The sequence below is a fragment of the Rothia mucilaginosa genome, from assembly GCF_019334805.1.
Classification (GTDB): domain Bacteria; phylum Actinomycetota; class Actinomycetes; order Actinomycetales; family Micrococcaceae; genus Rothia; species Rothia mucilaginosa_C.
In genome coordinates, this window is the sequence record NZ_CP079822.1 from 2,145,212 (window position 1) to 2,169,563 (window position 24,352).

A 24,352-nucleotide genomic window follows, 5' to 3' on the forward strand; every position below is an offset into this window, starting at 1 on the left:
TGCCGGCACCGACCGGCTATCCCAGTGAGGAGAACAATGAGCGAGAAGAATTACCCCGCAATTCCCGACCCCGAGGGCGTGGAGCGGGTCTACGGTGAACTGCTGGCGCGAGCACCCGAAAACAAGATGGCGCCGCGCCTGGACGCCGTGGCGCGCGCCGTCGAAATCCTTGGCGACGTGCACCGTGCCGCGCCGGTCATCCACATCACCGGCACGAACGGCAAGACCAGCACCGCCCGCATGATTGAGGCGCTGCTGCTCGGCCACGACCTGCGCGTGGGCCGCTTTACCAGCCCGCACCTCGAAAGCGTTACCGAGCGTATCTGCATTAACGGCGCGCCCGTACCGGACGCCACCTTCGTGCGCATTTGGGATGAAATCGCCCCCTACCTGCAGATTGTGGACGCAGAGATGACCTCCCGCGGCGAGCCCGCGCTGACCTTCTTCGAGTCCGTTACCGTGCTCGCCTTCGCGATTTTCGCGGACGAGCCGGTGGACGTGGTGGTGCTCGAGGTCGGTATCGGCGGCACCTGGGATTCCACGAACGTTGCCGACGGCGTGGTTTCCGTGGTCACCCCGATTGGTCTGGACCATACCGACATGCTCGGCGAAACCCTCGCCGAGATTGCGACCGAAAAGTCCGGCATTATCAAGCCCGGCGGCTTCTTGATTTCTGCGGCACAGGACCCGGAAGCGGCGGACGTGTTGCTCGCCTCCGCTCGTGAGAAGGAAGCATCCTTCGCCTTTGAGGGCGTGGAGTTCGGCGTTGTCTCCCGTGAGCTTGCGGTCGGCGGTCAGCTGCTGACCCTGCGCGGACTGGCGGGCGAGTACCCGGATGTGCCGCTGTCCCTGCACGGTGCGCATCAGGCGCAGAACGCCGTGGTGGCTCTCGCCGCCGTGGAGGCGTTCTTCGGCGGTCAGCGTCAGCTGCCCGAGGACGTGGTGCGTACCGCGTTTGAGACGGTGCGCTCGCCGGGCCGCCTGGAGGTTGTGCGCACCGAGCCGCTGACCATCCTGGATGCGGGCCACAACCCGCACGGTGTGCGTGCGTCTGCGGCTGCGCTGACTGAGGCGTTCAAGCTGTCCCACCTGCATTCCGTGGTCGGTATTTTGGGTGAGAAGGATGCTCTGGGCATGTTTGAGACCATGCGCGAAGAGTACGTGGACGCTTCTGACGGTACCTTCCGCCTGTACCTGGCGGCGTCGGATTCGCCGCGTGCGATTGCGCCGGAGCGTCTGCACGAGTTGGCGCTGGATGCGGGCCTGGACGAAGACTCGATTGAGGTGTTTGAGCACCTGGACGAGGCGATTGCCACCGCCATGGAGAACGCCCTCTTTGAGCAGGAGTCGGCGGGTGTGCTGATTACCGGTTCGATTACTGTCATTGGTGAGGCACGTACCCTGCTGGCCAAGCACGCGGAGGCGAAGACCCCCGGTGCCGAGGCCGAGGAACTGCCGGATGAGCTGCCCGCCGAGGGTGCTTATGCGGGTTCTGCGGGTGCGGCGTCGGCTTCGACTCTGGCTGCCGCGGCGGCTGCGGCTGCCTCTGCTGAGCCGGATGAGCTGCTGGACGGCATCATGGCTGAGCTCGGCGGCGAGTCTGCGGCGGGTTCTTCGCTAGAGGATTCGCTGGGTCTGCCGCTGGGCGATTCGTACACCGATGATTTCTTCGGTGATGATGAAGACTCGGACAACTAAAGCGACCTGTTGAGGCTATCGACATGAGGCGGGGTGCCGCCCTCCGGCTGGTTTTACCGGCTGGGGGAGCGGTGCCCCGCCTTTTTGTACCTTCCCTCTTCGCGTCTCGTCTATTCGCGCCTCTGCCCTCATGCTCCCACTCGAACACATGCGCTCTCACGTGTTCCCAAGGGCTCTCACCTAACCCCAATCGCTCAAATTCAACCGGCATCATCCGCTTTCACTCACCCTCACCCACCCAAAAATCGAAAAGAACGAAAATTTTTGGGCACCGGGGGTACATAACCGGGCACACCGTGGAGTCACGGTGCTATATTCGCTGAGGCGCCGGCCCCAACGCCTGAGGCCGCACCAACACACCCGCACACATACGCATACCAGCGACGGTATGCCACATAGTGAAAGGCACCCATCATGCCCGCACCCTTCACCGATTTGATCGGCACCGATTCGTTCACCGAGTCCCTACGCCAGGAGAACCTCGCCACCTGGCTTTCTGCCACGAATCACCGCTTTGTTGCTGAGCTTTTTGACGGCTCGATTGCCCCGCAGGTCATGGCGGGGTACCTGGTGCAGGACTACCGCTTCCTCGATACCTTCCTCGCCCTGATTGGTGGCGCTATCGCCAACGCTGATACTCTCACGGGTCGTCTGCGCCTCTCCAAGTTCGCGGGCGAAATCGCGGGCGATGAGAACACCTACTTCCTGCGTTGTTTTGAGACTCTGGGCGTGACCGAGCATCAGTGTGACTCCATGCCCGATACGGAGGCGACCACCGGCTTCAAGCGCCTCTTCCTCGACGCTGCGGCAAGCGGCAGCTACGCGGCGATTCTGTCGGTGCTGATGGTTTGCGAGGGCCTGTACCTGGATTGGGCGTCTAAGGCTCCCGCCAAGCGCCCCGATTCTTTTGTGCACCACGAGTGGATTACCCTGCACGACTACCCGGAGTTCCGTGAGCTGGTTGATTTCCTGCGCCGTGAACTGGACCGTGTGGGCCCGTCGGATGCGCAGGCTGCCCGCGAGTTCTTTAGCCGCGCGGTGGAGCTGGAGCAGCAGTTCTTTGACGAGTCGTACACCCACCCGCTGCCCTAACGCACTGCCCTCACGTGCCGTCTGTGCGCTCCACGGTAGTTGCCGTGGGAGCCGCCGCGCGTCGATAAGGCGAATGCCATAGAAAACATGCGCACCATGCCCCGGAAGGTCCCGCCCGCCGCTACGTTGCGGGCTCCTTCCGGGGCTTTTGTGTTTAAGGTACGTCACAAAAATGCGCCTATTTGCATGATTTGAGGCGTCATATAGTAAATGTAGAAGCTAATGGCGTGCTATTGAGCAATGTGAGAGGCTAGGATAAATGGGGTACTGCTTCCGGGGTGCTGGCTATGCCGCGCCGGTGAGTATCACCGTAAAACACTATCTAAAGGAGTCGTATGAGTACCGCCGCATCGAGTACTACCGAGCCCACCCACGCTGAAAAAGAAGCGCAGCACGGGCACGCGGGAACCCCGGGCAGCTACTCAGACCGACAGCTCGGATTCTGGCTGGTTGGCGCCGGCCTAATCGCACTCATTTCTTCAGCGATTCTGGTGTACGAGCGCCTGCAGATTTACATTGATGCCGGCCACTCCACGGTCTGCGATATCAACGCCCTGCTCAGCTGCGGCACGGTGATGCGCACCCCGCAGGCGGAAGCTTTCGGCTTCCCGAACCCGTTCATTGGCCTGGTGGGTTTCTCCATTGTGGTGACTATCGGTGCCGCGATCATGGCGGGTGCACAATTCAAGAAGTGGTTCTGGGTGTGCATGAACATTGGTTTGGCTGCGGCAACCGCGTTCATTATGTGGCTGTGGTACCAGACGACGTTTCAGATTAACGCGCTGTGCCTGTTCTGCATGATCGTGTGGGTTATGACCATCACGCTTTTTGTGAAGACCACGGTCCGCAATATTTCGGCGGGGGTCATCCCGGCGTCGCAGTCGATGCGTGAGAGCGCTCGCGGCTGGTCCTGGTTTGCGATTAGCCTGTGGCTGATCCTGATTTTCGGCATTATTGTGATCCGCTTCTTCGAGGTCATTGTGAATATGATGCGCTAAGCGTTCATCTCTGAGCTTGGTTTGAGGGCTGATGCCCCGAACATGCAACGCCCCGGTGCCTGTTGGTGCCGGGGCGTTGCTGTGTCTGCGGGTGGGTGAGGTTGCGCCGGGTTGAGTGCGCCGGGCTGATCGCACCGAGCTGGGGTGCCGGGTAGTAGCTGGGTAGCGGGGAGGCACCGGTGACCTTGCCTGCGGCGGTCAGCGGGGAAGCGGTGCGGGTGCGTATAATGGTCAGGTATATTCTTGAGCGGCATCGGTCGGAGCGGTCCGCGGGTTTTACCTGCGGTGCCGGTTGCCTGCCGTTCTGATGGACACTAGATTCTTGATACCCCTTCGAGGAGAACCGTGAAGACTGCCGGAATTGCCGCAATGGGCGTTGCTGCCGTTATTTTTCTGACTGCCCTGCTGTTGCTGACCGCCGGTCACTTCTCGCTGCTGTGGGTGATTCTGCTGGTGGTTTCTCCGTTTGTTTTCATTCTGGGTGTTCCGTTTGCGACCGGTTCCGGTCCGGAGTACCTGCCGACCGACCCGAAGCTTGCTCAGCAGGCTCGTGAGGCGCGTGATGCGGAGCTGGGCCTGAACTAGCCCTTCTTCTAGAGGCTAGCCCTTCCTCTGAAAGTTTTTTGAAGCCGGGTGGTGCGTAGTGGCACGCCCGGCTTTGCTGTACCCGCTAGACATCTGCCGTAGTGTACCTGCCGCAATGTGCCCGCACAATAACACCTGCCGCAATGTGCCCGCGCATCCTGCCGGGAAATGGAGCCGGGATAGGATGGGCGGGGTGGCTTAGAGGCACCCTCTACCGGGTATAATGGAACACGGTGTCTTGTGCGCCCCGCACGCGCATAAAGATCCCCACCAACGCATCGAGGGAGAGTACCCGAAGAGCGCCGGCTATAAGCCGCGGAGCATAACTGTCGCACCGCGCGTGCCGCCCGCCTCGGCGAAGAAACCCGAAGACCGGCAGGGCACCCAGGAAGGGTGTGAGCGTGCCGTGCTCGAGAGCGAGGTGGCTGTGACCGTCGCGGCGCGCTCTGCGTTCCGCCCGCTCGCCCCCTACGGCAGAAGCACTGAACGAGATAGTGCCCGGTAGCGCCGATGAATGCGTACCGTAGGGTGAGGCTTGAGCCGCGGTGGCAGCAACTAGGCTTTGCGCTGTATGCGCGCTGTTAAAATCCTTGCGGTGCGGAGCAGGGTGTAACGAAAGAAGATTAATGTCTGACGAGAAGAACGTCGAACTTGGGGTTTTTGAGGCGCTGAACGCCCTCGCGGAGGAGAAGAACGCCTCTGCAGAGACCCGTGAAACTCTGCGTAAGAATGTTCGTGAGAGCTCTGACGCCCAGCAGGGTACTGAGCGTCGCCGTCCTGGTCGCCCGAAGAAGGAGAAGGCTCCTGAGGTTCCCCTGGATGAGGCGATTGCTGCTGGCCTGACCAACCTGCGTAACGCTAAGGCTAAGCACGCGCCGGCACCTAAGGTTGCCGCTCCCGTTGTGTCTGAGACCGAGGTTGCTTCTACTCTGGATAGCCTGTTTGAGGCTGCTGAGAAGAAGGCGGCTGAGCCTGCTGTCGCGGAGAACACCGCGAAGGTGGAGGAAGTCGTCGCCCCCGCCGCTGAGCCCGCCGCTGAGTCTGCCGTTGAGGTGAAGGAAGAGACCGCCAAGGTTGAGGTCGTAACTCCCGCACAGGCTGCTGAGAAGACCGAGGCCACCGCTGAAGCTGCTGAGCAGAAGGCTGAAGAAGCCGCCGCAGAGCAGCCCGCTGAGGCTACTGTAGTTGCTGAGGAGTCTGCAACCGAAGAGCCCGTAGCTGAGGAGCCTGAAGTAGCTCCCGAGCCGGTAAAGACCATTAGCGACCTGCAGCGCGAGAAGCTGCAGGAGCTGCGCTCGCGTACCCCGATGGGTGCGATGCCGCTGTTCATGGCGCCCGAGCCGGAGGAGCTGAGCGAGCTTGCTGTTGCCGCCAAGCTGGAGCGTGAAGCACGCCGCGCCGCTGCTGAGGAGCAGAAGCGTAAGGAGCGCATGGAGCGCCGCCGTGAGGAGGCTGCCGCTGAGGCTGAGGTGACGAGCCACCGTCGCCGTCGCCGTCGCCGCGGTACCGAAGATATTGAGATTGAGGGCGGCGTTGATGATGACGTTGAGACCGTCACCAAGGTGCGTGCACCGCGCCTGGCTGACTCTCACGCATCCAACACTGTGACCGGTGTGCGCGGTTCTACCCGCCTGGAGGCGAAGCGTGTGCGCCGCCGCGAGTCCCGCTCCCTGGGTCGCCGCCGCCACATCGTGACTGAGGCTGAGTTCCTGGCTCGCCGCGAGTCTGTGGACCGTCAGATGCTGGTTCGTCAGAAGGACGGCCGCATCCAGATTGGTGTGCTTGAGGACGGCGTGCTGGCTGAGCACTTCGTGTCTAAGACCCAGCAGGATTCCCTGATTGGCAACGTGTACCTGGGTAAGGTTCAGAACGTTCTGCCGTCCATGGAAGCTGCGTTCGTTGACATTGGACGCGGTCGCAACGCTGTGCTGTACGCGGGCGAGGTCAACTGGGATGTCACCGGTCTGGACGGTGCACCCCGCAAGATTGAGAACGCCCTGAAGCCCGGCGATTCGGTTCTGGTGCAGGTCACTAAGGACCCGATTGGTCACAAGGGTGCCCGCCTGACCAGCCAGGTTTCCCTGCCCGGCCGCTTCCTGGTGTACGTGCCGGGTGGTTCGATGACCGGTATTTCCCGTAAGCTGCCCGACACTGAGCGTGCTCGTCTGAAGAAGATTCTGAAGGACAAGCTGCCCGAGGGTGCTGGCGTAATCGTTCGTACCGCGGCGGAGGGTGCTTCTGAGGAGGAGCTGACCCACGACATTAACCGTCTGCGTGCGCAGTGGGAAGAGATCCAGGAGAAGGCTAACTCCCGCAAGGTGCTGGCTCCGGAGATGCTCTACCAGGAGCCCGACCTGATGATTAAGACCGTGCGTGACGTCTTCAACGAGGACTTCACCGCGATGATCGTTCAGGGCGAGAACGCGTGGGATTCCATCGAGGCGTACGTGACGTACGTGGCGCCGGACTTGGTCTCCCGCCTGCAGCAGTGGGACGGCGATGACGACCTCTTCGACCACTACCGCATCAACGAGCAGCTGGCGAAGGCACTGGACCGTAAGGTGTACCTGCCTTCGGGTGGTTCGCTGGTGATTGACCGTACTGAAGCCATGACCGTGGTGGATGTGAACACCGGTAAGTTCACCGGTAGCGGCGGCAACCTTGAAGAGACTGTCACCAAGAACAACCTGGAAGCCGCTGAGGAGATTGTCCGTCAGCTGCGTCTGCGCGATATCGGCGGCATTATCGTCATTGACTTCATTGACATGGTGCTTGAGTCGAACCGTGACCTGGTTCTGCGTCGCCTGATTGAGTGCCTGGGCCGTGACCGTACCAAGCATCAGGTGGCTGAGGTGACTTCGCTGGGTCTGGTTCAGATGACCCGTAAGCGTCTGGGTACCGGTCTGCTTGAAGTCTTCTCGGAGCCCTGTGAGCACTGCGCCGGTCGTGGCCTGGTGGTTCACGATCAGCCGCTGAGCGGTCGTAGCGGTGGCGCGTCGGATTACATTCACCGCCATGAGCGTAATGACCGTAAGCGTAGCCGTGCCGCTGCCCGCGAGGATTCTCGTGACCAGCAGAAGCAGGATGCTCTGGAGTCGAAGAAGGCTGAGCGCCGTAACGCTATGGCTGCGGTGGCTGCCGCATCCGCTCAGAGCGAGGACGTTTCGGAGGAGACCGCTTCGACCCGCAAGAAGCGTAAGCGCCGTAAGCGTTCGCGCCGCGCGGAGACCGCTGAGCTTTCGCTTGAGCAGGAGATTCAGGGTATTGCTGAGGCTGCCAGCGAGCAGGCTCACGCGGAGGTTGCTCAGCGTGAGGACAAGGTCGCTGAGGTCACCGAGGGCAACTGGATTGGTGAGCAGGGCGGTTTCTCCCTGGAGCAGCTGGCGAGCGCGTTTGACCGCGTGGAAGAGTCCGCTGAGGATTCCTCGAAGGACTCTGCTGAGGAGCGTTCTGATCAGGAACGTTCGGAAGAGCGTCGTTCGTCCAAGCGTGGCGAGAAGAAGTCTTCTCGTAACCGCCAGCGTCGCGAGCTGACCGATGCGGATATTGCCGCTGTTGAGGATTCCGGCGCGGGTGCGCTGGAGGACGAGCACCACGTTGACCCGGAGCTCGACCCGCGCTTTAGCCGCTCCTCGGATCGTTTTGAGGCGATTCGCGCCGGTGAGGCGAAGGCTCGTGCTTCTCAGAAGGCTGGCCGTCTTGCCCGCGCCGAGGGTGAGTCGTTCCGTTCGGGCCGTGAGGATCGTTCGGCGAAGCGCCAGAACGCTGAGCAGCAGAACACTGAGCACAAGGGCGCTGAGGCAACCTCCGCTGAGGTAAACTCGGGTGTGCAGAAGGCTCAGGAGCCCAAGCGCATTGAGCGTGAGGACCTGCGCATTGAGGATGTTCGTGAGACCCCGCGTGCCTCCCGCCGCCGTGCTCGTCGTGCCGCTGATGAGAAGCGCGCCGAGAAGGCAGCTGAGCAGAGCGTGGCATCCGAGCAGGCACCCGCAAAGGCTGATAAGATTGAGAAGTCTGAGTCTCGCCCGGTTGTGACCGGCGTGATTGGTGCTCCGGCTGTGACCGGTGTGGTGGGCGCAGCTCCCGCAGCGGTTGAGGCTCCGGTTGAGGATCAGACGCCTGCGGCTCAGGTGCCCGGTTCGACCCCGCGTAAGCGTCGCACTCGCCGTGCGGCTTCGAGTGCCGGTGCCGGTGCTCAGGTCGTGACCGTGGACGCTTCCGAGCGTGCTGAGGGTTCCGTGGTTGCTTCCGCTTCTGTTGCGGATGTGGCTCCGGTGTCTGATGACGCTTCGGCCCCTGTCTTGTTCGGCATTGGCGTTGCTGCTGCCGACATTAAGCGTGAAGGTAAGGACGATTAGTCTTTAGCTTCCGATCATCGGAATTCCGATGGTGTGTGTATATGAGATAGCCTCGGTAGGGCGAGCCGGAACTTCCCTACCGAGGCTATTTTTTTCTGTGCGTGTGCTGCGTCATTTTAAAGGCGCTACTAAGAGTGCGGTGCAGTATTAGAGGAGCATCACGTGGTGTCTGCGGATAATCCGTAAATTTATCTATTGCGCGGCGCGTAGATCATGCCGTATCCTTAAGGACTGGTGTTTATCTCAGTGAAGCCCTATCGACGCAGGGCCAGCGGGAGACACCGCTCCCACCCGCATCGTCTTCGGCGTGGTCGAGTATTCGGCTGAGTCGAAACGTGCGGGAGAGAGACACCACCGGTGAGCCTCGCGTGTTGGCTTCGGCGGGCAATCCCGCCGGAACGCACGGGCCGTTCCTCCTTGTTCGCGGTCATTCGACTGGCGGGGGAGGGCGCACAGCAATGAAAGCGCAGGTTGCTCATTCGTGTGAGATCCAAGAAGCAAGTTGTCGAGAAAAGTGAGTCCCATAGTGGCATACGCGATTGTACGCGCTGGCGGCCGCCAGGAGAAGGTTTCCGTAGGCGACCTCGTTACCCTTGACCGTGTTGCAGGCGAGCCCGGCAGCACCATCGAGCTGCCCGTGCTGCTGCTCGTCGACGGTGACAAGGTCACCGCTGATGCAAAGTCCCTGGCTTCCGCCAAGGTTGTTGCTGAGAAGGTTGAGGACCTGCGCGGTCCGAAGATCGTTATTCAGAAGTACAAGAACAAGACCGGTTACAAGAAGCGTCAGGGCTTCCGCGCCGAGCTGACCACCGTCAAGATTACCGCTATCAACGCGTAATCGAAACGACCGGAATTCAAACCCTAAGGTAGGAATACAGAATGGCACACAAGAAGGGCGCAAGCTCCACCCGTAACGGCCGTGACTCGAACCCCCAGTACCTCGGTGTTAAGCGCTACGGCGGCCAGTCCGTCAACGCAGGCGAGATTCTCGTTCGCCAGCGCGGCACCCACTTCCACCCCGGCCTGAACGTTGGCCGCGGTGGCGACGACACCCTGTTCGCTCTGGCAGCAGGCACCGTCGAATTCGGTACCCGCAAGGGCCGCAAGGTCGTTAACATCCTGGCAGCAGCTGAGTAATACTCACCGCTAGGGCAGAGGGGGTAGGCGTTAGTCTACCCCCTCTCGCTATGACCTCGAATGCCGTGGACGCCTGTGCTGGGCTCCACGATGAGGCGCACCCCAACCCGGTCGCGCCTGCCGCCGCATCCGCAGCATGATGGGTGTGTGCCGTGCGGTGGCGAAGTGAAGATTTTCCAAGATAAGGAGAACCCGTGGCAGAATTCGTGGACCGCGTGGTCTTACATGTATCTGGCGGTCGCGGAGGTAACGGCTGCGTCTCCGTGCGACGTGAAAAGTTTAAGCCCCTGGGCGGCCCTAACGGCGGTAACGGTGGTAATGGTGGCGCGGTGATTCTGCGCGTGGATAACCAGACCACGACCCTGCTGGAGTACCACCACAGCCCGCACCAGCACGCCCCGAATGGCGATATTGGTCGTGGCGATATGCACCACGGCTTTAACGGTGAGGACCTGATTCTGACCGTGCCGCAGGGTACTGTGGTGAAGGACCGCGAGGGTAATGTTTTGGCTGACCTGCTGCGTGTGGGCGACGAGTACGTTGCTGCCCGTGGCGGTATGGGTGGTCTGGGTAACGCTGCGTTGGCTTCGGCTAAGCGTAAGGCTCCCGGTTTTGCTCTGCTGGGCACCCCCGGTGAAGAAGCTGATATTGTTCTGGAGCTCAAGTCCATTGCGGATGTGGCTCTGGTAGGTTACCCCTCGGCGGGTAAGTCTTCGTTGATTGCTGCGATTTCTGCGGCGCGTCCGAAGATTGCCGACTACCCGTTCACCACTTTGATCCCGAACCTGGGTGTGGTGCAGGCGGGCGATGTTCGCTACACCGTCGCGGATGTTCCGGGTCTGATTGAGGGCGCTTCGGAGGGCCGCGGTCTGGGCCACCGCTTCCTGCGCCATGTGGAGCGTTCTTCGGCTCTGGTGCACGTGATTGACTGCGCTACTTTGGAGCCGGGCCGCGACCCGATCAGTGATTTTGAGGTAATCCGCGGCGAGCTGCAGAACTATGAGGTTGACCCGACTGCGGGTGTGACCGTGCCGCTGCATGAGCGTCCGCAGATTGTGGTGCTCAATAAGATTGACGTTCCTGAGGCTCGTGAGCTGGCTGAGTTTGTTCGCCCCGAGTTTGAGGAAATGGGTTTCAAGGTCTTCGAGATTTCGACTGCTTCCCATGAGGGTCTGAAGTCCCTGATCTTTGCGATGGCAAAGCTCGTGGAGGAGGACCGCGTGGCTCGTGCCGCTGCCGAGAAGGAAGCGGAGCGCGTGGTTGTTGAGGCTCCTGTGGTTCGCCCGAAGGGCTTCCGCGGTAAGAAGAAGCAGGAGTTCACTATTCGCCGCGAGGAGCGTAACCTTGAGCCGCTGTTCCGCGTGATTGGTGAGAAGCCTGAGCGTTGGATTCAGCAGACTGACTTCAATAATGATGAGGCTGTCGGCTACCTGGCGGACCGCCTGGCGCGCCTGGGCGTTGAGGATGAGCTGTTCAAGGCTGGTGCTCGTGCCGGTGACGCCGTGGTGATTGGCGAGAACGACAACTCGGTGATCTTCGATTGGGAGCCGACCATGGTCGGTGGCGCTGAGCTACTGTCCTCCCCGCGCGGTACGGACGCTCGTCTGGAAGAGCTCATTCGCCCGACCCGTGCGCAGAAGCGTGTGGAGTACAAGGAGCGTATGGACGCGAAGGCGGAGGCTCGTGCCGAGCTGGAGTCCGAGCGTGTTGCAGGCGTGTGGACCGAGTCGGTTGAGTACCGCAAGAAGTTGAAGGAAGGCAAGGTCGACGAAAATATCGACATGCCGAACATCGACGACTAGTAGCTGACGCGTTAGCTGTTTCCTAGACAGCTGTTACTTAGACAGTGAATGGTGCCGCGCACCGGGGTTTGGCTCCGGTGCGCGGCGCTTTCTTTTGCGTGCGGTGCTTTCTTGTAGGTTCTGTGGTTGCCCGCTCGCGCCGGATGTGCGTGTCGGAACATGCGGGTGAGCCTGCGGGTGGGCGTGCTGGCTGGGTATTCCACTGGCGGCTTAGCTCACCCCCGTCATTTCGGTGTTTTTGACCGTAAGAAGGTAGCATAGAGGGGAATGTACGCGGGCACCGTTTTCGGTGTTGCGTACCTTCTGTGTACCTGCCCGCATCCGCACCTGTGGTGGCTCTTTAAGTTGCCGTGGTGCGGTCTCTGTCCCAGCAAGGACGGCATTTGTGACTGACCAGCCTGTTCACCTTGATTTTGGTGCCCCGAGCACCGAGTCGATTCCCCCGCGTACCCCCGGTCGGGTGCGTCTGGGCGTGATGGGTGGAACTTTTGACCCGATTCACCACGGACACCTGGTGGCGGCCAGCGAGGTTGCCGCCGTGTTCGACCTGGATGAGGTCGTTTTCGTTCCGACCGGTCAGCCCTGGCAGAAGGTGGGGGAGCGGCACGTGAGTGACGCTGAGCATCGCTACCTGATGACGGTGATTGCGACCGCGTCGAACCCTCGTTTTACGGTGAGCCGTATTGATATTGACCGTGGCGGCGCCACCTACACCTTTGATACGCTTAACGAGCTGCGCGCCCTGCGCCCGGATGCTGACCTGTTCTTCATTACCGGTGCGGACGCGATTAGCCAGATTATGACCTGGCGCAATGCCCATAAGCTGTGGGATTTGGCGACTTTTGTGGGTGTGACCCGCCCCGATCATGAGCTGGATCCGCCGCTGGCTGAGGGTCGTCATATTACGACCCTGAAGATTCCTGCGATGGCGATTTCTTCGACCGATATTCGTCGCCGCGCAGCTGAAGACGCCCCCATCTGGTACCTGGTGCCCGATGGTGTGGTGCAGTACATTGCTAAGTACGGCCTGTACAAGAAGGACGCTTTGACGGCGTACCGTGACGGCTTGCCCCGCGTGAAGGATGAGTCTGGTCAGACACCCCAATCGACGAATAATGAGGGAACACATGAGTGAAGCTACGGGTTCGAAGCCCTATAGCGAGGACGAAGCGTACCTCTACGAGACGTACGTGACCGAGGACGGCATTGAGGTGCCGCCGCCTACTAAGGTGATGGGTCCGCGCCGTCTTGCCCGCTACCGTGAAGAAGTTGCCGAGTACCTGCGTGCAGCCCGCCGCGGTGAGCCCGCGAAGCCTGTTGCGAACATGGGCTCCGTGATTCATGCGGACGCTATTGACCCGCAGGTTCTGGCTGTTCAGCGTCGTTTTGCGGCGCTGGCGGCGCAGGGCAAGATTGACACTGAGGCGAACGATGAGGAGAAGCTGCACGAGCCTGCTCCTCTGACCAGTAGCCTGCGTATTCTGCGTCCCGAAGAGATCGCGCAGAACCGTGTGGATGCGACCAGCCCCTCTGCGGTGGATAACCCGATGACTTCTTCAATCCCTGTCATTGCCGTGGTCAAGGAAGAGAAGCCGGAGCCTGAACTGCACCAGTACCTGGTGCGCGATGAGCCGAAGGTTGAGGAGCTGGACAGCTCCGTCGCTGAGGTTGAGGAGACCGAGGCTGCTTCCGTTGAGGAAGAGACCGTTGAGGTTGCTGAGGTTGAAGAGTCTGCTGACGAGTTGCCCACCCGCGTGAGCGCTGTGAACGCGCAGGGTCTTGACCTGAGCGTGTTGGATAGCGCCTCCGCAGGGGATACCGTGGATTCGGTGGATGGTGACCCGACCGTTGCTCTGAGCCCGGATGAGGTTGAGGAGCTGCTGCAGCGCATGGTGGATCGTCAGGATCCCGAGGAGTCCGCTGCCCTGGTTGAAGAGGTCACCGAGGAAGCTGAGGAGTCTGAGGAAGCCGCGAAGGGTGCAGAGTCCAAGGTTGCTGATTCTAAGGTTGCTGAGTCCAAGTCTGCTCCGGTACCTTCCGCTGAGGCTTCCAAGGAGTCCGCTTCTAAGGGCGCTGTTGAGAAGGCTGAAGAGGTTCTGCAGCCTGCGCAGAAGGCCTCCCTGGCGTGGCTGTGGATTGTGCTGTTGCTCGCCCTGGTCGTTGTTGGTCTGATTATGATTTTTGGCCCTAAGTAGGCCGTGAACAATGCACCCCTGTTGCGGGTGCTGCCGGCGGGTGTTCTGCCGGCAAGGAAGGAAAATATGACTGCTGCACAGTCCTCGATTGAGGCTCTGCGCATTGCCGCCCGCGCTGCGGAGGAGAAGCAGGGAACTAACCTGTTCGCTGTGGATGCTTCCGACGCGATGGGTCTGATTGATGGCTTCCTGGTGGTTTCTGCCCACAATGAGCGCCTCGTGAACGCTGTTGCGGATGAGGTTGAGGACGCTCTGCGTGAGCAGGCTGACCTGAAGCCGGTCCGCCGTGAGGGTCGTTCCTCGGGTCGTTGGATTCTGCTGGACTTCGGCGATATTGTCGTGCATGTTCAGCATGAGGAGGACCGCGAGTTCTACGCTCTGGATCGTCTGTGGGCTGAGGCCCCGCGTATTGAGCTGGGGGTTGAGAACGAGGCTCCCTTCGACATTGAGGGTGAGACTGAGGAAGATGCTGCGCGCATCATTCCCGCTCAGGATGAGGCGTAAGCTTGATTTTTAGCTGATGAGGGGTGGGCTCTGCTGGCGCTGTATGGTGCCGCGGGTCCGCCCCTTTCGGCGTGTTTGCGGGTATTTCTGCATGCCCGGTTGCCCCGGAACTTTTTTGGATTTTTGGGTGCGCTGGTTTGCATCGTTGTCCGTGGTGTGTGTAATATATTCATGTTGCCTCGTTGAGGTCACTAACTGAATATGGGGATATGGCGCAGCTGGTAGCGCACCTGCATGGCATGCAGGGGGTCAGGGGTTCGAGTCCCCTTATCTCCACGTTTTCCTCGGTTGAGGAGCTTTTCGCCCGGTTCTTGTGAATCGGGCGATTTTGCTATCTGCCGATAACTCTCGATAGTCAACAACGCAGTTCATAGTTGAGGAGAAGCGCATGGGAGCGCACGCACATCACGGCCACCACGGGCATCACCACGATCATTCGCATGCCCCGAGCCCGGAGGAGGCCGCCTCGATGCGTCCGCGCCTGCTGATTGCGTTCAGCTTGGCGGTCGTTATTGTGTTGGCGCAGGCGATCGGTTCGTTGGTCACGGGAAGTCTTGCGCTGCTGACTGATACGGCGCACGCCATTACGGACGCGTCCGGCCTGCTGGTGGCGCTCGCTGCGGCTTCGCTGATGACGCGCCCGGCGACGTCCCGCCGTACGTGGGGTTTCCGCCGTATTGAGGTGCTTGCCGCCCTCGGGCAGTCGGTGCTGCTGCTGGCGGTGGGTATTTACACGGCGGTGGAGGGCGTGCATCGCCTGTTCGCCCCGCCGGAGGTGCCCGGCACCGAGCTGCTGATCTTTGGTGTGGTTGGCCTGGTGGCGAACGCTATCGGCATTGCGGTGCTGGCTACGGCGAGGAACGCGAACTTCAATATGCGTGCCGCGTTCCTGGAGGTGCTCAATGACGCCCTGGGTTCGCTGGGCGTGATTGTGGCAGCTATCGTGATTTGGCTGACCGGCTTCTACCAGGCGGATGCCCTGGCGGGTCTATTTATTGCGGCGCTGATTGTGCCGCGTGCAGTACGTCTGATGAAGCAGACCACGGCGGTGCTCATGGAGTTCACCCCGGACGGCCTGGACCTGGACGCGATGCGTGAGCACATGCTCCGCGTTGAGGGCGTGGTGGAGGTGCACGACGTGCACGCCTCGATGGTGGCGACCGGTCTGCCGGTGGTGACCGCGCACGTGGTGGTTGCCGATTCATGCTTCCATGACGGGTCTGCGGTGACGATTCTGGACCATATCCGTTCGTGTGTGGCGAGCCATTTTGAGGTGTCGGTAGAGCATTCGACGTTTCAGCTGGAGACCGCCGAGCTGGGTGGCCGTGAGCCGGCTTCGATTCGCCACCCGTAAGCTGTGCCCGTAGGCTGGCTCGCGTAGGTTTTGTCCGGGTTTCGTCGGCGGTGCTGCCCGCCGCGGTAGATAGAGCAGAAATAGCAAGCCAGAACAGGTACCAGAACCAGAGATAGCGGGGGAGAGGCGACCGTTATATTTGGTGGCTTCAACACGCAAAAGATACACTCTTTAGGGAGTAAAAGGCGCTTGCCACCCACACACTTTGACAGGCTCGCTGGCAGATTCTTTAGTTAGGTAGCCGCGGCAGCCTGCAACGATGAGCGCCTCAGCCTAGCCGAAACGGAACAGTGGGCGGGCGCATCCTGAAATTTTTGACGAGAACAACCACGATTAGCAGCAGATACGGAACACTATGCATTCACCTATTGCCACTTACCTGACCGAGACCCTCGAGTCGGTCGCTTCTGATACCTCCGGTGAGCTGGCAAACTACATTCCGGAACTTGCCGCCGTGGACCCGGACAAGCTTGCCGCGTCCATCGCCATGGTTGATGGTGAGCAGTACGCCGCCGGTGACTCCGATGTGGAGTTCACGATCCAGTCGATTTCTAAGCCGTTCGTGTACGCCCTGGCGCTCGCGGACCGCGGCTATGATGACGTGCTTGCGAAGGTGGGCGTGGAGCCTTCCGGTGAGCCGTTCAACGAGCTGTCCCTGGAGGACGGCTCCGGTAAGCCGCTGAACCCGATGATTAACGCGGGCGCGATTACCACCCATTCGCTGGTGGGCCCTCCCGGTGCGACTCAGGGCGAGCGCATGGAGCGCGTCATTTCTGGTCTGTCTGCGTTTGCGGGCCGCCGCCTGTCGGTGAACGAGCGCGTGTACGAGTCTGAGCTGGAGCACGCGCACCGCAACTACGCGATTGCGCACATGCTGCGCGGCCACGGCATCCTGACCGGCGACCCGACCGTGGCGGTGCAGGGTTATACCCGCCAGTGCTCGCTGATGGTGACGGTTAAGGATTTGGCGTTGATGGCGGCGACTTTGGCGAACTATGGTGTGCATCCGGTGACGGGTGAGCAGGTGGTTCCTAAGACGGTGGTGCGTCAGGTGCTGAGCGTCATGTTCACGTGCGGTATGTATAACGCGGCGGGCGACTGGGCGACCCAGGTGGGCGTGCCGGCGAAGAGCGGCGTGGGCGGCGGCATCATTGGTGCGGTGCCCGGTCAGCTGGGTGTGGCGACGTTCTCGCCGCGCCTTGACGGTCACGGTAACAGTGTGCGCGGCGTGGAGCTGTTCGAACAGTTCTCTGATGACATGGGCATGCACGTGATGAACGTGCCGACCGTGGCTCGTTCGGCGTTGCGCGCGAACTACCAGATCGGTTCGGGGGACGAGTCGATGCGCCTGATTCAGCTGCAGGGCCGTATCCGTTTTGCGGGTGTGGAGCGCGTGATCCGTGAGATTGTGGAATCCCCGATGGAGGGTTCGAAGGTCGCCCTGGATGTGACTCGCGTGTACGCGGTGGATGAGGTCGCTCAGAGCATGCTCCTGGAGCTGATGCGTCGTCTGCGGAATGACGGGTACAAGGTATACCTGATTGATAATGACGAGACAATCACGAATACGGATGCGCTGCGCAGCATGGGTGTGAAGGTTCTGACGAACCCGGCGGCGGTGACCTCTGCTGAGTCGGATGCTGAGCGTGTGGCTGAGGCGGACGCCGAAGAAGCGGCGGAGGCTGCAGCGCTGGAGGCGCTGAATGCGCTGGATTCCGTTCAGGCGGAGCAGCGGGAAGCTTCGGAGTCCGAGTAGGTTTCTCTCCACGTACTTGGATGTACGATTGTGTGAACTTATATATTGAGGCCCCTTTCCCGGGCGCGTTATGAACGTGTTCTGGGGGAGGGGCCTTGCTGTGCTTACCTAGAATTGCACCTTGCGCTGTACCTGGATTATCTGGCGTGCGGGTAGCTTAGTGTGCTGAGCGTGCTCTTCGGTGAGCGAGTGGACTGAACGTGTATAAAGGTTCTTTAATAGTGCCGTTGTTAATCATTAAGTAATATTTTGAATTTTTCGATAGCTGACGGCAATCTCATCATACACTCGTAATATGAACACTGTTCCACACTCAGAAACACCTATCACTACTCGTCAATCCGCTATTACTGATCCCACCGCTGACCGGGCGGTGGCGGGTGCTTCTGCCCGCGCCTCCATGGGGCGACGGGAACTCTTACAACACGTTGGTACCTTTGGCCTGGGCGCGGTGGGCTTCGGCGTGCTGGGTCTTGGTCTCACCGGTTGTACCCCGTCGAATACCCCATCCGGTAGTGCGTCGGCGAGCCCTTCTTCAACCCCTTCGGCAAGCTCGGCGGCTACCCCTTCCGCATCTGGCTCCGCAACGGGTACTGCATCTCCGACCGCCGCGGCATCTAAGACCGCTTCTGCGACTGCGACCTCGTCGAACCCGGTTCCCGAAGCTCGTGCCTGGACTGGCCCGCAGACCGGCCTGCCCGGTGAGGGCAAGTATATTGCGTGGACGGTCGATGATGGCGCCGACCCGGAGGTGGTACGCGCCTACGCGGAGTTTTCCCGCCGTACCGGCACGCGCCTCACCTTCTTTATCAACGGTCAGTACCCGGCGTTTAGGCAGCATCGTGACCTGTTGTTGCCGCTGGTGAAGAGCGGCCAGTTGCAGATTGCGAACCATACGTATAGTCATGCGGCGTTGACGAGCCTGACGGATGAGCAGATTGTTCAGGAATTGACCCGTAATGATGAGGAGATTAGGCGGCTTTTTGGGGTGTCTTCGAAGCCGTATTTCCGCCCGCCGTACGGGTATTATGATGCGCGCGTGTTGGCGGCTGCGGCGTCGTGTGGTTTTACGCGCCCGGTTCTGTGGTACGGGTCGTTGGCGGATTCGTCTAATATTTCTTCGGCTGAGGTGTATGCCTATGCGGAGAAGTATGCGTTGGCTCAGCATATTGTGATTGGGCATTTGAATTATCGGGGTGTGGTATCTGAGCTGGACCGTATTCGGGCGTTGTTGGATCGGCGCGGGTTGACGACGGTGACGATTCGTGACTATTACGGGTAGCGCGGGGGAGTCCTGGCGGGGGTTCCGGTGGGTATACTGGGAGGCATGATGAAGCTTCCTCAGAACCCTATCCTTCGGCAGGTGCACCGTTTCCGTGAGTCGCTGCTGCTTCTGCTGTATTATTCGCTGTCTTTTTTGGGTGTGCGGTGGGTGCGCTCGGGGCATCCGCGTGTGGCGGCGGTGTGGTCTGTGGGTTTGTGGCTGAATTTGGTGGTGCGCGGTATGGGCCAGCTGGTGCGTATGCTGGTGCCGGTCCTGCAGGATGCGGAGGCGCGCCGTGCTCGCGCTGAGCGTGCCCGCGCCTACCAGCCGCGCTAACCCTGCTTCCGCAGGTTCTGACCCCGCGCGGATTCTAGGCTGATATGACGAAGCCCCTTCGTACTAGAAATAGTACGAGGGGGCTTCGTTCTTAGTTTGGACAGAAGCCTAGCGCTTCTTCTTCGGCTCGCACGCCACGCCGTCACCATCGGAATCAAGACCAGGACGGTAACCGGGCTCGCCACGATGCAACGGTGCCGCACCTGCCGCAATAGCTGCAGCACAATTCTTGTAATAAACACTCGACTGCGCCGGAGCCTGCTGAACAGGCTGTGCCGGTGCCTGCTGAGCAGGAGCCTCAGCCGCCGGCGCCTGTGCGGAAGGTGCCTCAGCAGCGGGAGCCTGCGCGGGAGCCTCAGTCGTCGGAACCGGAGACGGGGTTACCGTCGGAGAAGGAGACTCCGAAGGAGTCGCAGACGCACTCGGCGTCGGAGAAGAACTAGGGGTAGCCGAAACGGAAGCGGACGCAGAAGCAGACGTCGACGATGACGAAGCGGAGGGCGTGACCTTCGGAGCACGAATAGACGAAGAGCAGCCGGTCAGCAGCAGAGCACCCGCAAGAACACCAGCGGTCGCGGTGTGAATTTTCAACACAATATTCCTTTATAAAGTGAGTGGACAAGGGTGTTCACCGTAGAACACACACTCAAGTGTAAAGGAAAACGGTCCCATCCGCAGGTAATATTGAGCCCCCAAAAATTTCTCACAAGGGAAGATGTAACGTGCGGGCATAGTAAAGCCCCCTCGTACCGGTTTAGCCAAGAACCGGCACAAGAGGGCTTCGCTATATCTGGGGGCACCAGCCAGGGACACTAGGGGAGTAGCGCCCCCACTGGGATAGCTCTAGCGGGCAGCACTAGCCAGAACCATTGCCCAGAACCATTGCCCAGAGCCGCCGCTAGGAGCAGTTGCCGTTCACATCGCAGGACGGACCCGCCTCCGCAGCATTGGCACCCGCGCCGTCACCAGCCGCGCCCGCCAGCGGGTTCAGGAACTCCACACGGTGAGTCTCCTCCCACACCTGACGCAGCGCCTGCACCAGCATCTTCGCAGGCTGCGCACCACTGACCGCCCACTTCGACTCAATCAAAAAGAACGGCACACCATTAATGCCCAGCTGACGCGCCAACTGCTCATCAGCACGCACATCCGCCGCGTAACGGTCACTCTTCAACACCGCCTCAACCTCGGCAGTATCCAGACCAATCTCAGAAGCAATATCCAGAATCGACTCGTGATTCTGCACCGAACGGCCCTGCGTAAAGTACGCCAGCTTAAACGCCTCCTGCGCCGCCGACGTCAAACCCTGCTCCGCCGCATAATGAATCACACGGTGCGCATCAAACGTGTTACCATACCGCGCCTGCCGCCAATTGAAATCCAAACCCACCTCGCGGGCACGCTCCGCCAACGACTCCTGGCTCGCAATCGCCTGCTCCAGCGGCATCTGATACTTGCCCGCAATCAGCTCAGGCAGCGAACCGGCAGGATGCTCCGTAGCCGACGGATCCAGCTCAAAACTATGCCACACCACCTCAACCTCGTCACGGTGCTCAAACTCGGCGAGCGCCAGCTCCAGGTTACGCTTGCCCACGTAGCAGAAGGGGCACACAATATCGGACCAAATATCAATACGCATTGTCGTCTATTCCTCTCACACTCGGATGCGGCACACTGCCGCCGTTCTACGCTCACCTAACGCCCCGGCTGCCGTACTTATTCCCGCGGCTATTACCCGCGATTATTCCCGCCGGGTTTATCCCCAGTACGTATTCCCGCAGGGCACGGCAAAGCCCCCTCGCGCCGGTCCGTACAGAATCTCTGCACGGGAACCGGGTCAAGGGGGCTTCACCAGGAAAGGTCTACACCAACCTATCGGCGGGCAGTCGCCGAAGCGCTCTGCGAAGACGCCGGCGCCGTAGTAGCCGCCGGTGCCGTGGTCGCACGAGCAGCCGGAGCAGTCGTTGCCGCCGGAGCGGTCGTCGCCTGCTGGCTAGCCGCAACCTCATCCTCATAGCGGGTGGTCGGTGCCTGAGTCGGAGCCTCAGTGGTCGGCTCCGGGGTAGCTGCCTCCGTGGTCGCCTCGGGGGACGGGGTGTGCTCCTCCGGGGTGGGAGTCGGCGAAGGTGCCGCCGCCTTAATCTCTTCCTCGGATGCGTCACCGTAGTAGTCACGAACCGTCACCGCAGTCAGGCCGCGGTCATCGAGCAGGCCCTTCACCTTATCGAGGATCGGGATGATCGTCTCGTAGTTCAGGTGACCCAGCACGATCTGCTGCGGCAGCATGTAGCGGATGCAGCGCATGTAAATCACGCGGGAGCTGGTCTTCGCCTCGTCACCGGTAGTGCCGTTCCACATGACCGGGCGGGTAAAACCAATCTCACCGGCCGCCTTCAGCACCGCATCGTTATAGCGGCCGTAGGGCGGGCGGAAGTACGGCTTCGACGAGACACCGAACATGCTCATAATCTCGTCTTCGTTACGCTGTAGCTCTTCCTTCACACCCTCAGCATCCAGGGTGGTCAGATCAGCGTGGCTGTAGGTATGGTTCGCAACCTGAATCTGGCCGCTCTGAACCAGCGGACGCAGCAACGACACATGCTCCTTAAAACCGGTGTAAGAAGCGTTAATGAAGAACGTCAGGCGAGTATTCGTACGCTTCGAGAACTCAGCGTAGCCGCGAATCGCCTCCGGGCTTGCGCCGTCATCAACAGTCCACGCAACATACTTGCCGTCACCAATGAGGGAGTTGCCGATACCGGGCCATTCGCGCGGCTTATCAACCGGGTTGCCAGCAGCGGCAACCGTCGGCGAATTCGTGGGTGCGGGGCGAGTAGCAGCAGCAGAGGTCTCGCCGCCAGCCTGATACGGAGTGAAATTACCGCTGGTGCCGTCGTAGTCATTCGACTTCTTCGAGCAGGCAGCAATCAGCGGAAGCATAGCAGTGCCGAGCACAAAAAGTCGGCGGTTAGGCTGTGAGTGGGTCATACTCTCCAGGATAACGCCCCCACCTGCAAGGAACGAATCTGAACAGCGAATACACCCTAAATAATGTGCACATCACACCCCGCGCTCAGCACCACAGTATTAATAGGTATAAAAACTAGGTATAAGAACACAAAATCCTAAAGCCGCAAGCCGGTAACGCTCCGCTACACTAGTGGGATGGAGAATCTGGGCACTCACGAATTGCGCAACCTTGTGAACGATGCTGCCGACGAGGCTGTCAACATCGGCTACCGTGTTGCAGACCGGCTGCACAGGTGGCGCGAAAAGCGTGCCATCGCTGCCGGTCGCGAGCCTATCCTCGTGCCCACCGAAGGCTACGGTCGCGCTGCCTCCGACGGAAACCCCGGCTGGGTCCGCGTCATCGCCCGCGCACTCTACAAAACGGTCAACCTCGAACGCCTGCTACAGGTTGTAGAAGGCACCCAAGACACCGCCAACCCCATGCGCGGCTGGCGCTCCTTCACCGCAACCGCAATGTCCGATGCACCCGTCACCATCGTCATCGACGGTACCAAGCACGAGGCGTACACCGACCGCGGCGGCGTGCTCGACGTCAAACTCAGCATCGACCTGGAACCCGGCATGCACGAAGTCATCATGTATGTGCCCGGCTCCCGCGCCGTAGCAACCAGCGTCTACATCGTTCCCGAAAGCCAGAAGCTCGGCGTCATCATGGACGTCGACGACACCGTCATGGTCACCATGCTGCCGCGCCCCCTGGTTGCCGCCTGGAACTCTTTCATCCTCGACGAGCACGCACGCATCCCCACCCCCGGCATGGCGGTCATGACCGACCGTATCCGCCGCAGCCACCCGGATGCGCCGTTCATGTACCTATCCACCGGCGCCTGGAACATTACCCCGACCCTGCGCCGCTTCCTCAGCCGTAACGGCTACCCGCGCGGCACGTTCCTGCTCACCGACTGGGGCCCCACCCCGGACCGCTGGTTCCGCTCCGGAACCAACCACAAGGTCGATTCCCTGCGCCGCCTCGCCGAGGAATTCCCGCAGATGAAATGGATCCTCGTCGGTGACGACGGCCAGCGCGACCCGTACATCTACAACGGCTTCGCGGTACGCTACCCGGACAACGTGGCGGCAATCGTCATCCGCAACCTGACGGTGGGGGAGACCATGCTCGCCTCCGGTCGCGTGTGGAGCGACTACCGTGCTGAACAGATGATGCGCTCGCCGCTGTGGATTGAAGCCACAGACGGCGTAACGCTGAGCAAGAAGCTGCGTGAGCTGGGCCTGATCGATTTCTAGCCGGTCACTGTTCGCCGGTTGCTAAAACCTGCGCCTATGGCCTGTAAACCCACCGCAAATACCGCGAAATACCGGTATATGCGGTGGGTTTTGCTGTTTCAGTGGAATTAACCAACATAAACCCACGACACACCGGCTCATCAAAAAGAGTTAAAAATCTTTTCTACAGCTTTAATCACACAGCTTAAAGCCGCTCGAAGGGGGTTAACCCTCGCCTTTAAGAAAGTCCGTTCTGCTTTAAAACCGCGCCGTTCCGCGTAAGAACGCGTGAGAGTTAAGATCTCTTTAAAATCAAGCCCGAATCTGCCGGGTTTTATGCCCCCGAAAGCATACATGAGGTTAACTGAACCTCAACTTGGCGGGCTTATGAACCCTTAAAAATCCTGACCAACTTAAACCCCACCTGTGGATAACCCGGCACACCCCGCGAAAATCCAACGAACTAGCCCCGCGGCAGGGTGTGGATAAGCTGTAGACACCCCCTCTTAAGTGGGTTCAGCTGTGGGTTTATCGAACGAAACACGCCCCTCACACCACATCATCTTGTGGTGCAGAAAAATCTCGACACTAGATGTAGTATTAATACTCGGTTCCACCACTACGGCACTTTTGAGCGCCCTGCCCCCGCGCAGGAAACCGCCACACCCCACTAGGAGGGGTAGCGGACGGCACCGCGCTCACCGTCAACACCACGTGGTGAACCGCAGACGAAACACGCCAGATTCATTCACGAGATAACCCCGCCTGAGCGGGAGAAAGTAAGAGGCATTCCCATGGTAGTGACCGTGTACACCAAGCCGCAGTGCGTCCAGTGCAACATGACCTACCGCGCCCTCGACGCGAAGGGTATCAGCTACACCAAGGTTGATATCACCGAAGACGCTCAGGCCCTCGAAATGGTCAAGTCCCTCGGCTACATGCAGGCACCCGTCGTCATCGCAGGCGACGAGCACTGGTCCGGCTTCCAGCCCGACAAGATCAACGCTCTGGCAGCGTAA

At 60.5% G+C, this 24,352-nt stretch carries 20 protein-coding genes and 1 tRNA gene; 18 read left to right on the forward strand and 3 right to left on the reverse strand.

Annotated elements, in window-relative coordinates:
* Positions 1-36 precede the first annotated feature (36 nt).
* The 16 genes from LPB405_RS08475 (at position 37) to LPB405_RS08550 (ending at position 19,079) form a co-directional block, all read left to right on the forward strand.
* The gene (locus LPB405_RS08475; protein WP_219101262.1) at positions 37-1,698 is read left to right on the forward strand and encodes a bifunctional folylpolyglutamate synthase/dihydrofolate synthase; all 1,662 of its coding nucleotides are present in this window, start codon (positions 37-39) and stop codon (positions 1,696-1,698) included.
* Positions 1,699-2,112: 414 nt separating this feature from the next.
* Positions 2,113-2,790, forward strand: a complete 678-nt coding sequence (locus LPB405_RS08480; protein WP_219101265.1) for a TenA family protein — start codon at positions 2,113-2,115, stop codon at positions 2,788-2,790.
* 335 nt (positions 2,791-3,125) lie between these two features.
* Positions 3,126-3,788 carry a vitamin K epoxide reductase family protein gene (locus tag LPB405_RS08485; RefSeq protein ID WP_012903408.1) on the forward strand — a complete coding sequence of 221 codons (663 nt, stop codon included), beginning with the start codon at positions 3,126-3,128 and terminating at the stop codon, positions 3,786-3,788.
* 345 nt (positions 3,789-4,133) lie between these two features.
* Entirely contained in the window at positions 4,134-4,373 is a 240-nt protein-coding gene (locus LPB405_RS08490) for a hypothetical protein (protein ID WP_049354517.1), read from the forward strand.
* A gap of 626 nt (positions 4,374-4,999) precedes the next feature.
* Positions 5,000-8,731: an Rne/Rng family ribonuclease gene (locus LPB405_RS08495; RefSeq protein ID WP_219101267.1), complete on the forward strand. Its 3,732-nt coding sequence runs from the start codon at positions 5,000-5,002 to the stop codon at positions 8,729-8,731.
* A 526-nt stretch (positions 8,732-9,257) separates the two neighbouring features.
* Complete coding sequence (gene rplU / locus LPB405_RS08500) at positions 9,258-9,569, forward strand: 50S ribosomal protein L21 (protein WP_005505764.1); 312 nt, start codon at positions 9,258-9,260, stop codon at positions 9,567-9,569.
* Positions 9,570-9,610: 41 nt separating this feature from the next.
* Positions 9,611-9,868: a 50S ribosomal protein L27 gene (gene rpmA, locus LPB405_RS08505; protein ID WP_005505766.1), complete on the forward strand. Its 258-nt coding sequence runs from the start codon at positions 9,611-9,613 to the stop codon at positions 9,866-9,868.
* A gap of 194 nt (positions 9,869-10,062) precedes the next feature.
* Positions 10,063-11,670 (forward strand): GTPase ObgE, encoded by a 1,608-nt coding sequence (gene obgE / locus LPB405_RS08510; protein WP_219101269.1) that lies wholly within the window; start codon positions 10,063-10,065, stop codon positions 11,668-11,670.
* Positions 11,671-12,055: 385 nt separating this feature from the next.
* Positions 12,056-12,805, forward strand: a complete 750-nt coding sequence (gene nadD, locus LPB405_RS08515; RefSeq protein WP_219101270.1) for a nicotinate-nucleotide adenylyltransferase — start codon at positions 12,056-12,058, stop codon at positions 12,803-12,805.
* Positions 12,798-13,865 carry a sulfite reductase subunit alpha gene (locus LPB405_RS08520; protein ID WP_219101272.1) on the forward strand — a complete coding sequence of 356 codons (1,068 nt, stop codon included), beginning with the start codon at positions 12,798-12,800 and terminating at the stop codon, positions 13,863-13,865. Before nadD ends, LPB405_RS08520 begins: the two co-directional genes overlap by 8 nt.
* Positions 13,866-13,931: 66 nt before the next feature.
* On the forward strand, positions 13,932-14,369 hold the full coding sequence (gene rsfS, locus LPB405_RS08525; protein WP_005505774.1) for a ribosome silencing factor: 438 nt from the start codon (positions 13,932-13,934) through the stop codon (positions 14,367-14,369).
* Between the two features lie 203 nt (positions 14,370-14,572).
* A tRNA-Ala gene (locus LPB405_RS08530) sits at positions 14,573-14,645 on the forward strand.
* A 112-nt stretch (positions 14,646-14,757) separates the two neighbouring features.
* A complete protein-coding gene (locus LPB405_RS08535; protein ID WP_219101275.1) occupies positions 14,758-15,723 on the forward strand; it encodes a cation diffusion facilitator family transporter in 966 nt (321 codons plus the stop codon).
* 355 nt (positions 15,724-16,078) lie between these two features.
* Positions 16,079-17,479 (forward strand): glutaminase, encoded by a 1,401-nt coding sequence (locus LPB405_RS08540; RefSeq protein WP_219101277.1) that lies wholly within the window; start codon positions 16,079-16,081, stop codon positions 17,477-17,479.
* Positions 17,480-17,774: 295 nt separating this feature from the next.
* Positions 17,775-18,761 (forward strand): polysaccharide deacetylase family protein, encoded by a 987-nt coding sequence (locus LPB405_RS08545; RefSeq protein ID WP_219101279.1) that lies wholly within the window; start codon positions 17,775-17,777, stop codon positions 18,759-18,761.
* A gap of 45 nt (positions 18,762-18,806) precedes the next feature.
* The gene (locus LPB405_RS08550; protein WP_231917957.1) at positions 18,807-19,079 is read left to right on the forward strand and encodes a hypothetical protein; all 273 of its coding nucleotides are present in this window, start codon (positions 18,807-18,809) and stop codon (positions 19,077-19,079) included.
* A 108-nt stretch (positions 19,080-19,187) separates the two neighbouring features.
* On the opposite strand, the gene LPB405_RS08555 is transcribed toward LPB405_RS08550, so the two are convergent.
* The 3 genes from LPB405_RS08555 to LPB405_RS08565 all read right to left on the reverse strand — a co-directional run bounded on the left by LPB405_RS08555 (position 19,188) and on the right by LPB405_RS08565 (position 22,067).
* Positions 19,188-19,673 (reverse strand): excalibur calcium-binding domain-containing protein, encoded by a 486-nt coding sequence (locus LPB405_RS08555; protein WP_219101281.1) that lies wholly within the window; start codon positions 19,671-19,673, stop codon positions 19,188-19,190.
* A gap of 304 nt (positions 19,674-19,977) precedes the next feature.
* Positions 19,978-20,718, reverse strand: a complete 741-nt coding sequence (locus LPB405_RS08560) for a DsbA family oxidoreductase (protein ID WP_219101283.1) — start codon at positions 20,716-20,718, stop codon at positions 19,978-19,980.
* Between the two features lie 233 nt (positions 20,719-20,951).
* Positions 20,952-22,067, reverse strand: a complete 1,116-nt coding sequence (locus tag LPB405_RS08565) for a polysaccharide deacetylase family protein (protein ID WP_219101285.1) — start codon at positions 22,065-22,067, stop codon at positions 20,952-20,954.
* Positions 22,068-22,244: 177 nt separating this feature from the next.
* Here LPB405_RS08565 and LPB405_RS08570 point away from each other — a divergent pair, with 177 nt between their 5' ends.
* Together LPB405_RS08570 and nrdH are read left to right on the forward strand one after the other, a co-directional pair.
* A complete protein-coding gene (locus tag LPB405_RS08570; protein WP_219101287.1) occupies positions 22,245-23,354 on the forward strand; it encodes an App1 family protein in 1,110 nt (369 codons plus the stop codon).
* Positions 23,355-24,127: 773 nt separating this feature from the next.
* Complete coding sequence (gene nrdH, locus LPB405_RS08575) at positions 24,128-24,352, forward strand: glutaredoxin-like protein NrdH (protein ID WP_005505794.1); 225 nt, start codon at positions 24,128-24,130, stop codon at positions 24,350-24,352.

What these genes read in the sequence shown, in the direction of transcription:
- nrdH (WP_005505794.1), top strand. Translation starts at nt 24,128, where the DNA reads ATGGTAGTGACCGTGTACACCAAGCCGCAGTGCGTCCAGTGCAACATG.
- rsfS (WP_005505774.1), top strand. Translation starts at nt 13,932, where the DNA reads ATGACTGCTGCACAGTCCTCGATTGAGGCTCTGCGCATTGCCGCCCGC.
- LPB405_RS08495 (WP_219101267.1), top strand. Translation starts at nt 5,000, where the DNA reads ATGTCTGACGAGAAGAACGTCGAACTTGGGGTTTTTGAGGCGCTGAAC.
- LPB405_RS08560 (WP_219101283.1), bottom strand. Translation starts at nt 20,718, where the DNA reads ATGCGTATTGATATTTGGTCCGATATTGTGTGCCCCTTCTGCTACGTG.
- rpmA (WP_005505766.1), top strand. Translation starts at nt 9,611, where the DNA reads ATGGCACACAAGAAGGGCGCAAGCTCCACCCGTAACGGCCGTGACTCG.
- LPB405_RS08565 (WP_219101285.1), bottom strand. Translation starts at nt 22,067, where the DNA reads ATGACCCACTCACAGCCTAACCGCCGACTTTTTGTGCTCGGCACTGCT.
- LPB405_RS08545 (WP_219101279.1), top strand. Translation starts at nt 17,775, where the DNA reads ATGAACACTGTTCCACACTCAGAAACACCTATCACTACTCGTCAATCC.
- LPB405_RS08475 (WP_219101262.1), top strand. Translation starts at nt 37, where the DNA reads ATGAGCGAGAAGAATTACCCCGCAATTCCCGACCCCGAGGGCGTGGAG.
- LPB405_RS08485 (WP_012903408.1), top strand. Translation starts at nt 3,126, where the DNA reads ATGAGTACCGCCGCATCGAGTACTACCGAGCCCACCCACGCTGAAAAA.
- LPB405_RS08540 (WP_219101277.1), top strand. Translation starts at nt 16,079, where the DNA reads ATGCATTCACCTATTGCCACTTACCTGACCGAGACCCTCGAGTCGGTC.
- LPB405_RS08535 (WP_219101275.1), top strand. Translation starts at nt 14,758, where the DNA reads ATGGGAGCGCACGCACATCACGGCCACCACGGGCATCACCACGATCAT.
- LPB405_RS08480 (WP_219101265.1), top strand. Translation starts at nt 2,113, where the DNA reads ATGCCCGCACCCTTCACCGATTTGATCGGCACCGATTCGTTCACCGAG.
- LPB405_RS08550 (WP_231917957.1), top strand. Translation starts at nt 18,807, where the DNA reads ATGATGAAGCTTCCTCAGAACCCTATCCTTCGGCAGGTGCACCGTTTC.
- LPB405_RS08520 (WP_219101272.1), top strand. Translation starts at nt 12,798, where the DNA reads ATGAGTGAAGCTACGGGTTCGAAGCCCTATAGCGAGGACGAAGCGTAC.
- LPB405_RS08570 (WP_219101287.1), top strand. Translation starts at nt 22,245, where the DNA reads ATGGAGAATCTGGGCACTCACGAATTGCGCAACCTTGTGAACGATGCT.